Below are 12294 nucleotides of genomic sequence, written 5' to 3' on the forward strand. Positions count from 1 at the left end.
GAGCTGAACGACCGACCACGAAAACGGTTAGAGTTCCAAACCCCGATCGAAGTCATCGGGAACGTCCTGTTGCGATGACCGCTCGAATCCGCCGAACCTTCAGCGGGCAGTATTGCGGGCGGGGTATGCGAGAAAAGCTCGTCACCTGAGCGTGGCCGCGTCCGCAGCAGCCGGCCAAGGCTAGCTCTTACTCAGCTCGTGTCTCCGACGGTTTCTGGCGCTGAATGGTCCGGTAGACGGTCGATCGCGCGACGTTGAAGAGTTCGGCGAGCTCCGCCGTGGTGTGGGTGCCGGCGTTGTGGACCTCCATCAGGTGACGTTGCTGCGGGATGGAGAGCTTCGGCTGCTTGCCGCGGAGTCGGCCTTTCGCCTTGGCTACCTGCATGCCTTCGCGAGTTCGAGCGCGGATCAGATCGGATTCGAACGCGGCGACCATCGCGAGCACGTTGAACAGCAGTCGGCCCACGGGGTCGAGCGGATCATGGACAGAACCGCCGATGCTGAGTTTGACGTGTTTGGCGGTGAGCTCGTCGACGATGTCCTTCGCGTCGCGCAGCGAGCGCGCCAGCCGGTCGAGCTTCGCCACCACGAGCGTGTCGCCGTCTCGGCACGCGGCAAGAGCTTCGCGGAGACCGGGTCGGGCGCGATTGGTTCCCGTCAGTCCGTGGTCGGTGAAGATGTAGGCGGGGTCGACGCCGAGCCGCTCGAGGGCAACTCGTTGGGCGGTGAGGTCCTGTTCGTATGTAGACACGCGTGCGTATCCGATCAGTAGTCCGTTCATGAACGAAGCTTCGTCCTGCACGTCGTCGTCAGCCAGAGACAGCATCGATGGGATGTCCCGGGGAGGGACCGGCTACCGGGCGAGGAAGAACCCGACCAAGGCGGCAACGAAAATGGAGGACAGCAGCAGGCCGAACAGCCCCACTACCCGGAGCAGCCCGTTCGAGAGCATGACACCCCGGCCCTGCCCAAGCACTCGGTGCTGAACTGCGTCGAGCACGTCGTTTACCCGGCCGGGGGCCACCACGAGCAGCACAGAGACGAGCAGGTCGAAGACGGTGATCAGTGCGAAGGGGATCATGGCTTCGATCAGCCTAGACGGCTGAAACGGCTTCCAGGCCGTTGCTGTCACCGCCTGGCCTGCGATTGTGCGCGAATCACGGGCGGACCCCCCAAAGAGAACGTGCCGAGGTGGCGCGTAGAGCCCGGCCGGGATATCCGTGAGCGGGATACGGGAACCTTGCGCAGGGGTGCTGGACACTACAAGGTGTGGATGACTTGGAAGATGCGGAGCTGTGGCCGCGTGTGATCGATGGCGATGGACGCGCCTTCACTGCCGTCTTCGATCGGCATCGAATCCGGGTTCACCGGCACAGTCTCGGCCTGGTGGCTCGCCCCGTGGATGCTGAGGATGTGCTCGCGGTTACGTTCTTCGAGGCGTGGCGTCGTCGTGAACGGATCAGATTCGTGGACGGCTCGCTTCTGCCCTGGCTGCTTGTCACCGCGACCAACACAGCCAGGAACGTAACGCGAAGCACCAAACGCTACCAACGGCTGCTCGCGCGGCTGCCCCCGCCGAACCCAGTCGCAGATCCGGCCGACTCGGTCGACGATGGCGTTGCATCTGCCGCGCTCGCACGGCTCCGTCTCGTCGACCAAGAAATCCTGACGTTATGCGTGATCCTCGATCTGTCCGAGCGTGACGCAGCCCTAGTACTGGGAGTCAGCCCCGGCACCGTGAAATCCAGGTTGCATCGAGCCAAGTCCAGGATGCGGGAACACATCGATCGCCCCGGCGAACTCTTCATCGAGGGAGCACCATCATGAGCACAACCCCGACGCGCACGGATGCGCTCCGCGAGACGCTCGCGTCGATTGCGCACGACTCTCAATTCCCGCAACGCAGGCCGTGGCGGGCGATCGCAGGCGCGTGCATTGCCGCATTCGTCGTCGCCGGAGCGGTCAGCGGCGCGGCCGTCGCCACAGCGATTGTCGCCCAGACTTCCGGGCCGAGCAGCGGTGAGGTCAGCGCGCAAACCTGGGGCGAGCAGCTCGTCGGTACCGCCTTGCAGTCGTTCGGGGAGCCGATCGTGTACACCGGCGCCGGCGATACCACCATCGACCTCGGCGAACCGCCGCCCGGTGCAGAGCAGCTGATCCTTGCCACCCACTGCAACTCGCCCGGATCCTTCACCTTCACTTTCGACGACGACGACGCTGGCGGCGCTACCAATAGTTGCGCGGACGAGACCGACACCCAGCCCGGTCACGGCATGTATGCGAGCGCATACCAGATTTCTGCGGACGCCCCTCTGCGTCGACTTCACGTCGAGGCGCCCGACGGCGCCTCGTTCTCCCTGTGGGCTGCGTGGACGACGTCACCAGAGCCCGTGTCCCCGTCCGCAGCACAATCAACCGCGCTCGAGGACGGCCTCGTCGACGAGAACGAGTACCGGTTGGCATTCGCTCGCTTCGCCGGATGCATGGACGCCGCAGGCCACCCACTCGTCGCGGTCGACGACTCCGGTGCCATCATCACCTACAGCACCACGGCCGCGGCGGAAGCGGACGGCTCAACCCGCAGCTGTTACCTTCGCGAGTTCGATCAGATCAACACGGCCTGGCAGATCTCACGCTAGACGCCGACCACGCCTGGGTACGCCCATCCGGTGGGAGAGAGTCGGACAGCTCCTCAGGCTGGCCTGGGATTCCGTCGTTTTCAAGATAAGCGTCGGCCCTCGTTGCGTTTCTCCTGCATTGTCGCCGTCAGGGATCGTCATCAGGAATTGGCGAGGCATCGAGAAGGTCGCACCGCGATGCTGCCGCGTGCCGCGAAGCAGCTATCAATCTCGATGTCGACTGAGGAAGCCGAGCACGATCCTCGCGACTTCTTCGGTGTGTGTCGTTGCGAGCAGGTGTCCGGCCCCGGCGATCACGACATCCTCCATTCCCGGCAGGAGTCGATGCAAACGCCGGCGGACCTCGGCGAACCAGGGGCCGCTGTCGCTGCCACCGATGTGTAGGACGGGGCACTGAATCAGAGCGGCATCCTGGGCGTCGAACTCCCACCCGAGCAGCGCGGGAAGATCCGAATCGAGGAACGTCGGGGCGTCACGCTCCATCGCGGCCGTCGAACCCGGGTCATCCCGCTCGACGTCGACCCTCCAGTCGGGACCAAGCACCCGCGTCATGAATTCATCCAGTGCCACGAGCGGTCCATTGCGGCGCCGGGAATCAATGAGGCGCTGATTCGCCGCCACAAATTCCGGGGTGCTCGGCACACCGATTGGCGGAGGCTCCAGAATGGTGAGAGTCCGCACAAGGTCAGGTGATGTCGAGGCCGCCGTCAGGGCGATCGCCGCACTGTAGCTCACCCCAACGAGATCCACCGGGCCGAGGTGCAAGGCCCCCAACAGTGCACGCAGGTCGGCGACCTCGCCCGCGATCGTCGAAGGCTGGGTCAGAGGCTCGCTCCCGGCATACCCCCGGCGGTGATAATGGACGACGCAATGCGGGCCGCCCTCGGCCAGGAGTGTGGCCAGTGGGCGCAGCTCGTCGGCATGAAGCGCGGTCTGGATCACCACTAATGGATCGCCCTCGCCGAGAACCTCTACTTCGAGCCGAGCCAGGCCGGGGAGAGACTGTATGAACATGCTCAGACCAAATCCGCGAGACGGCAGCCGCCGCTTCGTCCTCTCTGACACGGGCCCTGCCCCCGGTTATTGGACACGGGTTGGGTTTATGCCGCTGACAACATCGTAATCGCGGTGGGCTCGGTGTCGTGGTCGACGAGCGAAACTCGACCCAGGGTGGAGTGGCGTCGAGTGTCTTGTAGCGGACGAGCCAGCGAACCACCTCGCGTCGGCAGATCGCCGGCGGCGAAGACGGCGCGGACTTCAAGGACTTCGCGTTTAAGGGTCGCGTTGAACGATCCGCCTGCGGGCTCCTCATCTGAATTGATGGAGCGCCGTGCTGAAGGCGTCGGCGTCGGCGCGCGTCTCGTCGGTCACGAGCAACGTCTGCTCTCCGATGATCCTCGTGAACGCACCGCGGCACGGGATCGTTACGATTTTCGTAAGCCCATGACGCCATGCGGTGATGAGAGCCTCAAGGGAACGATGCTCGGGCTGATCCTCGACTGAGGTGGGGAGACCCGCCGTCCGCCTGCGAAATCGCGAAGCCTGCCAAGGCTGATAACGCTTAAGGCCAGCCTCACCGAAGCGGTCGTGCCAAGACGGCCCGGTGATTCGAGCGAGCAACTCCATACGCTCGGTGGAGTCATTGGCTGTGCTGCGAATCGCCTCGAAGAGTGCGGGGTCGCGTACTTCGCCGGCGTGCCGGAGCGTCAAGTTCCAGAGCTCCGGCCACGCCTCTTGCCAGGCTTCGATGTCGACTCCATCGTCTTCCTTCACCTGAGCGTCTGGAGCGTCGACGAGTGGCGGTGGAACGTCGTCGAGGTGAGGTTTCAGCCCCCAGGCGTCGCGGATCCACAGCAGTTCGACGAGTGACGCTGGATCATCATCGACGGTGATCACCATGTCGTGCGGCCATGGATTCCCGGGAATCGGTACAGATGAGCGCATCGCTACCTCCTGAGGGTGTCTTTCCGCGGGCTGACACCCGACCGTCTCACACCGCGACCCGAGCGCACCACGCACCGCTGTCCCAACGTCGTCCGCATGACCCGCATGGTCCGCCGGAGCGGGATCCGTTCCCGGGCACGGCCAGTCGTCATTCCGGCTGATTGAACCTGAGGGTCACCGAAGTGCTGGCCGGGCGGAAGTCGCCCGCCAGACGAATGAGCTTTCACCAGGCGATCCAGCCGTGCTCGCGTGATTCGGCGTGGTCCACGGTTTCAACGAAGAGCTCGAACCGACGCTCGCCCTTCTCCCGGGCGAGCCATTCGAGAACTTCTTCGACGGAGCCCACTCCTGTGATTCGCTGAGGATCATGCGCCGCTGGCTGCTCGATGTCATCCCCGGTCCAGAAACACACCCAGTAGGCCGACGCGTCCTCCTGCTGCGCTTCGAAGTACGACTCGTCCCATTCGACCTGGATCTAACCCCCTGTGCCGGCTTCGAGGCTAGCGCTGCGCATCCATTCGAGCCACTCAGAATGCGTCGCACCCCATCCCAGCAGCCAGTTCGAATCCGTCAGCTCATTCCTGATTGGCCTGTGCATGGTGAACCCGGGGCCGCGGCACCGCCGCGATAGCCTCCTGAAATGAGTGGGATAACGCCTCACCGACGTGTCATTCGGCTGTTTCCGGACTACTCCCGTGACTGGCCACTCTGGGAGAACTCAACGTCAACCTGGGACGTCGGGTACACGACAACACCAGAAACCTACGGACTGACCGAGGAGCTCACCGCCGATATCGACGCCTGGAACCGGTTCTGGGAGTCCCACTTCGATGACGCAAAAGGCTGGGACAGCAGCGAGGCACGAGAGAGATGGCGCACCGACGGCGAAGAAGTCGCGCGCCGTCTGAGCGAGGAGGTCGCGTCCTTCGCCGACGTGCAGTACGAACCATGGCCACTGCGCGGACCCGTCCAAGGCGAGTGACGGAGACCACGTTCGCTGAGGGATCGCTCAGTGAGCCTCGCGGGCTACGGAATTGACGTCTTCGATGGCACAGCTCCCCCGCCGGGCGTGACACCACGGATGTCAAACCCCCGATCAGAGACGGTCAGTCGTTGACATCTGTGCTGGCACCGGGCAGGTCTGCTCCGCGACTCCTGAACTCCCGTCCTGTCAACGGCTACTCGGCGCACGTGGTGAGGCCGTACCTTGAGCGCCAAGGAGGGCTCTCATGGCGAAGAACGACAACGATCGGTACGTAGTCCCGAACCAAGAGCGCGGCGGCTGGGATGTCGTCAAGGAGAACCACCAGCGTGCTTCCGCGCATGCGTCGACGCAGGCAGAGGCCGTCAAGCGTGCACGGCAGATCGTTGCGAAGACTGGCCGCGGAGACGGCGAGGTGCGGATCCAGGGCCGCGACGGCAAGTTCCGTGACAGCGACTCTGGCCGCCGAAACGAGTCGCGGGCGCGGGATACCCGTTAGCGGTTCGCTGACGACTCGACGTCCTCGACGTCGAGTTCGGGCCTCAACCTGACGAATTTCACGGCGTGCCGGAAGGCGCGGCCGGAACGGGCGACGTCGGCTGAGATCTCGGCAACGACCGGCTCGACCAAGGTCAGCCGGACGGGATCGCGACCCGCGTTGAAGCGGTCCACGGCTCCAGGCGAGACGACCTCGGGGCACGGATGCACGCTGATGGGTGGCTGCAGCTGCGCACCAAGTTGGCGTGCCTTGTGCGAGGACAGCGGCGTCGAGCGCCCCACGATCCGAAGCTCGCCGGCGTCCGGGAGACCGACCACGATCGCTTCCGGACGTGCAAGCGGACCGATCACCGCGCCAAGCACGACATCAATGGTGTCGCGGCGCTTGATCTTCACCCTTATCTGCACCAAATTTGAGGCCCGTAGTGCTGCTGGCACCGAATATTGAGTCTGGTTCGATTCTTCTCCAGTCATCTCAACCGCCAGGCGTCTGGCGCGGAGCGGCGCATGCCCAGCCCGCGAATCAGCTCAGCACTCGTAGGGAACACTCGAAGTCCTGAATCGGATCCGGTCTTCTTGAGAGCAATTCCGCATGTGGCGTCCCTTCCCTTCCACGAGTCGAGAGATTCATCCGATTTGTCCTCTCAAGTGCCGACAGCGCGGTAAACGCTTCCGCGATAGCGTTCGGCACACCAAACAAAAGAGCAAGGGGGCTCTGAATGCGCAAACGCGGTGGAATGTCAAGATTCTCGAAGTTCATCACCGGCGCCACGATAGTGGCGTTCTTAATGGGTACAGGTGCAGGTGCGGCCATGGCGGTGGCTAGCTCCACTACGTCATTCGGCAGTGGGGCGGGGTTCACGTATCACATGCGGTCAAGCGCCATCCAGCCTGCGCGCGCCTATGGAACTACGATCGCGAGCGCCACTGCACCATCGGGCTACCTGGGCGCTCAAGCTCGGCTCTTCCATCAGAACGGCGTGCTCTGCACCGCAAGCTCTATGGTGTACTCAACCTCAGCAACGAGCCAGTTCAGCGCCAACGTGGGCGGGCACTGTGGCTACGACAACTACTACGCCATGGGCGTGAACCGGGGATGGAACGGGAGCAACTACATCCAGGGAATCAGCACGCCGACCCCTTACATTGCACTGCCGTAGGAGCCTGAAATGAAGAAGACTGCAAAGACTCTGCTCGCCGGCGCGATCATTCTCGCTGCTGGCATAAGCGGTACGGCAATTTCCGCTTCGGCTGTTGCAGGTGCCGTTCACCCGACACCTGAGGACCATCAATACAAGGTCAACGAGTCCGGGGAAACCTATGGCATCGCCGCGGGCAACCCGGTTGACCCGGATCTGATTGCCGCCGTAGGTGACAACGGAAAGTCGGGATACGTCCGTTCATCCGATCTCATTGGGCCGGAGCCGAAGTCGCCGGCTGAGGCAGCCTCCGAGACAGCCAAGCTGATGGTCGGCGGCGTCCACACCAAGAAGATCCTTCTCTATGCGGCCGATGGCAAGAAGGTCCTCGGTACCTTCACGGTGACGACAGAGGTGGGAGAACCGCCACAGGAATAATCCACCGGAGGAATAGCCGAGATGAGTGTGGCCCTGAGAAATCGGGGCCACACTCATTTCATTTGAGGCGCGCGATCCAGTGAGCCTGAGTCGCCGCGGCGCGGAGTGCACGCCTGGCGGTTAGCTCACTCATCTGCACGCGCAGATTCGGTTGAGATCTATCGTCCATAAGTGGCCCTCTCGAAACCGCTTGCAGAGGCCGACGATCCGCATCGCCAGGCAAGACGTTCCCGCTCGGGCTATTCGCCAACACTCACATCTTCACGAAGCTCGGCGCGAGCTCACGCACCGATGCCGTAAGACGCGCCCGGGTACTCCCACGGTCGAATAGCCAAGAACACAGCGGCCCAGATCGTGATGGTCGCCGCGACCACGACCACGTTGGCCACGACCGGAGCCAGTTTCGAGAATGACAGTAGTGCCGGTAAGGCCGTCAAGACTGCAGGAATCAGCAGAATCGCTGCGATTGCGGCGGATCCCACCTCGGTGAGCCCGCATTCTGCGCGCGACAAGGCCCCGGAATCGGAGGCCGGACTGCTGAAGATCATAATGGGAACGAGCAGGAGGGCACCGAGTATGGACTCGCACCACAGGATGAACGCTCGCACGCTAGGAGTGGAAGCCGCTCGGTTGCCAAGCACCATCGCGAGGACCATCGCAAGCACGGCCACTGCGGACCACCCGACGCTCTCGAGCGCATGAACCCAGGTAGTTTCTCGCGGTTCGAAGCAGTTGACCGCTCGTGCGAGTGGCGATAGAAGCGAATAGCTGGACACGGCGCTGGCAGTGACGCCGAGAATCGCCGTGAGGTATCCCGACGCTTTCACGAAGGGTCGATTCGTCTGAGTCATCCCTCCGGCCAGGCTTGTGCCGTTTCGACCGCATCAGCGAAGCCGTTTGCGAGACCGTCGAGCTCTGTGGCGAGCACGGCAGCCGACGGCGGTAAGGTAGTGGCCGCCGCACCGGGGAGTCGGACCTTGATGAAGAAGTCGATCGTCCAGTCAGGAAGCCACGGAGTGGTAAAGACGGACTTGGCCGCAGCAACCATCGTGCTTCGGTTCCCGAACCGCTCCGCGGTGAACCGCTTCGCCAACCACCCGGGATCGTCCTCGATCTCCACGAGCATTTGCCGCACGATCTCGTCGAGCGAAACGTCCGGCTGGTCGTTCATCCGCTTCGCACACAGGAATGCTGCCATGTCTGCCTTCAGATCCCTTATGCCGAACGCTGTGTCGCTCGTCCCGCCGAGGTTCGCGGTGGTCCAGGTCTTAACGTCCAAGATCCCGCCTGGCTCTTTGACCCTGGCATTCTCGTAGCTCTGCCAGAACGTCAGCAGGTCCAATGCCCAACCGCCGAGGTCGCCCGGGTTGATCACATCACCGCTGTTGACGCCACGGTGAAGATGGCCCCGGGTGGATGCAGCCCAGTGGTCCGTTTGGCCGAACCGTTGCGCGACTGGAGTGGGGTAGAGCTCGCTTCCACCGCGCTCCTGGAGGGTGACGAAGGCTGTTACCAACGCGTCAAAGTGGGGAGTTCCCTCGGGGAACCCGACGTACGCGGCCGGTGTATAGACGAGTTCCCATGCTTTGGCGGTGATGCTAGTTCCCTCGCCGCCCCAGTACTCTGGGCGCTGCAGCCAGTTGAGCACGGTGTCGTTGCGTTGGCGGCGGGTCACGAGAGTGCTAGTGGTCGAGCTGTCGCCGAGGTAGCAAAGGCCGGCGATCCGCCAGTAGAACTCTTCATCGAATCCGGCCGGAGCGCCGTTCTCGTACCGTCGAGGTGTTCGGAGCACGTCGCTCTCATTCAGCCATTCGGCGCGCGACGAAGGGATGACCTTATCGATCTCGATTCCCGATGAACCAGAGGAGAGCAGCCGACCGTCGATCTGGTCGTATGCCCAGTTGCTGGGAAGCGGGAATCCGAGGTTGCCGCTGTAGCCAGTGGACATGTCGCTCACGAACGAGGACTCGGTGAGCCCTTCCTTGGCGAGGATCGAGCAGACGTTCCGCGTCCCGTAGACGCCGAGGCGATAGGTCACTGAACTCGACTTTTGCAACGCATCCCTTACACCCTGGAAGTGCGGGATGACGACGGCGTAGATGTCGTCTTCGGTGGCGTCGAAGTCGACCGAGAGAGACACGCGCTCACCGGATCGAATGCCCATCTGCCGCATTCGCATTGCGATCCGTTCGCCCTGCTCAAAGCCGAGAGGGTAGGAGAAGTGGTCGGCCGCGTCGTTCCACTCCTGATAGATCGGGAACCATCGCAGCCCGTTCGACCAGATTCGCGCGGCCTCGTCATGCTGCAGGCGTTTGTCGATCCCGTTGATATAACGGCCGACGGTGACGTAGCCGGCCGACGTGACGGATGGGATCTTCAGCGGATGCAGCGGGGTTGCCGTGTCACACGCGTTCGAAGGCCTGTTGACGTCTCCGGTACTTACCAGAAGGGATGCCCAGGTCGAGAAGTTCGCTGCTCCGGTCGCGGCGAGTTCGACGAAGTTCTGGAACCCGAGCGTCTTTTGTTGGGTGCTGGAGTCGAATTGGCCGAGGAAGGAATCGACTTCATACCCGTTGAGAGTCAGAGCAGCTTGGTAGAGACGCACCATCCGTCTTGATCCGTCCGAGGCGCCTAGCCCGAAGACACCGTAGTCGCGGATCCCCTGCTGTGTACCTGGCCCGAAGTTGCCGTTTGCAGTGCCGTCCTCCATCCCGATCTCGTACTGAATGGCGTACATGAGCCCTTGCTGCACCTGGCGGGAGTAGATCCCGTCGCACGGTACGAGACTGAAATCAAGCCGTTGCCAGTACGATCCGTTCAGGTAGCGCTGGACTTCACGAACCTTCGAGGATCCTCCTCCAACGAGGATGTACGCATCCATCGTCATGAGGGTCTTCATGAGCTTGACCGGAACCGTCGCCGTCATCGGCAGGTTGAGGTCAGCTTTGACCTCCATGATCGCGGAGGCCGTGTCCGAGTCCCACACGCCGAATTCAGTTCCTCCCCAGTATCCCTTGCACCACAGGACTGCCTGGAGTATGCCGACCACGTTGGCACGCTGAGCACTCGTCGTCGAGGTGATCTCACCGATCTGCGAGATGAACGCCGAAGTCGTCCCTGGGCCGAAGGTGTCGGAAGTGTTAGTGATTCCAAGCTCAAGCTGTAGGGCGCGAGTAGCGGAGTACATGGTTGACCACCCTGTGACTCCAGTCGTTGGCGTCCTGACGTATCCTGCACGCTCTCCATAGGTGGTGTTCAGCCATTGCTGGGAGTAAAGAACCCAGGTGTCCACTATCCGCCCTTCCGCGCCAGGTCCTGCTTCACCTGAGCTGGCGCTGTTGCCATGTCCACGATCGTGTCTGTTCCTGCTGGGCCTCGCCGTGGCGCGTGGTCGTCACCTTCGGTAGTGACTCGAACGAGCGCCCTCGGCGGAGCATCGCCAGCGTGCTGTGCAACGAACTCAGCCCATTCGAGGCTGATGCTGCGACTCGTTTCCGGCCCGAGTGACTCTGTGACTACGAACGTGACGGTTCGGATGATCCCATCCGTGGTGGTGGTGGAGGTGATCGCCCCAGCGGGCAACTCATCCATGCCATTGCCATAGGAGCGGATGGAGGGAGCACCGGCAGCGGACTCGGCCACACGCATCTCGACCTGCATACCGGCGGGCGTCGGATTCGGACCCGTGCCGGTGACCAGCAGGCCGACCGGCGCGCGATAGAACTCGGTCCCATCTGCGCTGCGGCTCACAACGTCCCAAGCTGCGGCGACTTCGACGCCCCATGGAGCGACCGGGCGTGTGAGCTCGGTCGCGAGCGCCCGGGTGAGCAGATGGGTGTTGCCGCGGGTGTCAACGAATGTCAACTCCACCGTCGGCACAAGCACGCCGTCGATTGCGTCTTTCGGGTACAGCGTTTTCGCGATGAGCGGTGGGCTGAATCTCAGGTGATGCTGCTTCCACAGGTGCGGGTCCAGAATGAAAGTGGCTTCTGCTATCAGCCCGTCAGTCGATGTCTCTTGAGCCCGGATGGCGTGAAACTCTCCGTTGGCTTCAACGATCAGCACGTCGCGTGTGGCGAGCACTCGGGGGTCGAAGCGGATCGCGACATGGATTTCCACGATGTCCCGACCGATTCTTGAGAGTTCAACCGCCGTGGCGAGGTCCCAGATGTGCTCCGTGGAGTAGTCAGCAGAGAAGTAGCTCAGGGTCCGACGGTTGAACGTCGTCACTGCTCCAGGAGGGGCGCCGTTGAGTTGCTCCTTGGATACGGTCCGGTCATCGACCCAGTACGAGACTGCGATGAGGGCAGTCGCCGCGGATGACTGCAGCAACTGGCGTCTCGATACGTTCACGCGCGCCAGACCATTTTGAAGTGCCGCCAATTCCTCGCCCTCCTAGATGCTTGGGTGCTGAAGCCCACCAAGCCGAACCTTCGCTGCGAGGGCCAACGGCTCGCCGAGTGCGTTGGCGAGCCGCTCTCAGCATCACCCACCGGAGATCCTGCGCATATGTGTCCAAAGTCACATCTCTCGATGACAAGGAGGCAGTTGGGAACCTCGGGTCTGCCCCGGGTTTGGTTGACATCTGAAGTGTGAGGATTCGTCCTCGCTGGAAGGATGTCCGTGTGGCAAAGCCGTATCCCAAGGAGTTCCG

General features: G+C 62.8%; 14 protein-coding genes. 5 read left to right on the forward strand and 9 right to left on the reverse strand.

Translation table 11 applies throughout. From position 1 onward, the window contains the following. Window positions 1–187: 187 nt before the first annotated feature. Both AB0K73_RS20705 and AB0K73_RS20710 read right to left on the reverse strand, forming a co-directional pair. A complete protein-coding gene (locus AB0K73_RS20705) occupies window positions 188–781 on the reverse strand; it encodes a recombinase family protein (RefSeq protein ID WP_360519532.1) in 594 nt (197 codons plus the stop codon). 72 nt (window positions 782–853) lie between these two features. Then, a complete protein-coding gene (locus tag AB0K73_RS20710; RefSeq protein ID WP_360519535.1) occupies window positions 854–1081 on the reverse strand; it encodes a hypothetical protein in 228 nt (75 codons plus the stop codon). 188 nt (window positions 1082–1269) lie between these two features. Between AB0K73_RS20710 and AB0K73_RS20715 the strand changes: the two genes are divergently transcribed. Beyond that, a complete protein-coding gene (locus tag AB0K73_RS20715; protein WP_360519538.1) occupies window positions 1270–1827 on the forward strand; it encodes an RNA polymerase sigma factor in 558 nt (185 codons plus the stop codon). Next, the gene (locus AB0K73_RS20720) at window positions 1824–2639 is read left to right on the forward strand and encodes a hypothetical protein (RefSeq protein ID WP_360519541.1); all 816 of its coding nucleotides are present in this window, start codon (window positions 1824–1826) and stop codon (window positions 2637–2639) included. Before AB0K73_RS20715 ends, AB0K73_RS20720 begins: the two co-directional genes overlap by 4 nt. A gap of 204 nt (window positions 2640–2843) precedes the next feature. Here AB0K73_RS20720 and AB0K73_RS20725 read toward each other — a convergent pair whose 3' ends face one another. The 3 genes from AB0K73_RS20725 to AB0K73_RS20735 form a co-directional block, all read right to left on the reverse strand. Next, window positions 2844–3653 (reverse strand): alpha/beta hydrolase, encoded by an 810-nt coding sequence (locus tag AB0K73_RS20725; protein ID WP_360519544.1) that lies wholly within the window; start codon window positions 3651–3653, stop codon window positions 2844–2846. A gap of 294 nt (window positions 3654–3947) precedes the next feature. Further along, a complete protein-coding gene (locus tag AB0K73_RS20730) occupies window positions 3948–4538 on the reverse strand; it encodes a hypothetical protein (protein WP_360519547.1) in 591 nt (196 codons plus the stop codon). 268 nt (window positions 4539–4806) lie between these two features. Beyond that, window positions 4807–4929: a hypothetical protein gene (locus AB0K73_RS20735; RefSeq protein WP_360519550.1), complete on the reverse strand. Its 123-nt coding sequence runs from the start codon at window positions 4927–4929 to the stop codon at window positions 4807–4809. A 294-nt stretch (window positions 4930–5223) separates the two neighbouring features. On the opposite strand from AB0K73_RS20735, the gene AB0K73_RS20740 reads away from it, so the two are divergent. Together AB0K73_RS20740 and AB0K73_RS20745 are read left to right on the forward strand one after the other, a co-directional pair. Next, a complete protein-coding gene (locus tag AB0K73_RS20740) occupies window positions 5224–5565 on the forward strand; it encodes a hypothetical protein (RefSeq protein WP_360519553.1) in 342 nt (113 codons plus the stop codon). A 247-nt stretch (window positions 5566–5812) separates the two neighbouring features. After that, window positions 5813–6064: a DUF2188 domain-containing protein gene (locus AB0K73_RS20745; RefSeq protein WP_360519556.1), complete on the forward strand. Its 252-nt coding sequence runs from the start codon at window positions 5813–5815 to the stop codon at window positions 6062–6064. Here AB0K73_RS20745 and AB0K73_RS20750 read toward each other — a convergent pair. Continuing rightward, window positions 6061–6459, reverse strand: a complete 399-nt coding sequence (locus AB0K73_RS20750; RefSeq protein ID WP_360519559.1) for a hypothetical protein — start codon at window positions 6457–6459, stop codon at window positions 6061–6063. The genes AB0K73_RS20745 and AB0K73_RS20750 overlap by 4 nt on opposite strands. A 773-nt stretch (window positions 6460–7232) precedes the next feature. Between AB0K73_RS20750 and AB0K73_RS20755 the strand changes: the two genes are divergently transcribed. Further along, window positions 7233–7640 carry a hypothetical protein gene (locus tag AB0K73_RS20755; RefSeq protein ID WP_360519562.1) on the forward strand — a complete coding sequence of 136 codons (408 nt, stop codon included), beginning with the start codon at window positions 7233–7235 and terminating at the stop codon, window positions 7638–7640. A gap of 281 nt (window positions 7641–7921) precedes the next feature. Here AB0K73_RS20755 and AB0K73_RS20760 read toward each other — a convergent pair whose 3' ends face one another. From AB0K73_RS20760 to AB0K73_RS20770, 3 genes are all read right to left on the reverse strand, one after another. Next, window positions 7922–8248, reverse strand: a complete 327-nt coding sequence (locus AB0K73_RS20760) for a hypothetical protein (RefSeq protein ID WP_360519565.1) — start codon at window positions 8246–8248, stop codon at window positions 7922–7924. A 239-nt stretch (window positions 8249–8487) separates the two neighbouring features. Continuing rightward, window positions 8488–10827, reverse strand: coding sequence for a glycoside hydrolase domain-containing protein (locus AB0K73_RS20765; protein WP_360519567.1), 2340 nt, complete (start codon window positions 10825–10827; stop codon window positions 8488–8490). Between the two features lie 104 nt (window positions 10828–10931). Continuing rightward, entirely contained in the window at window positions 10932–12023 is a 1092-nt protein-coding gene (locus AB0K73_RS20770; protein WP_360519570.1) for a hypothetical protein, read from the reverse strand. Window positions 12024–12294 lie beyond the last annotated feature (271 nt).

Source organism: Agromyces sp. NPDC052230, from assembly GCF_040679595.1.
Taxonomy (GTDB): Bacteria; Actinomycetota; Actinomycetes; order Actinomycetales; family Microbacteriaceae; genus Agromyces.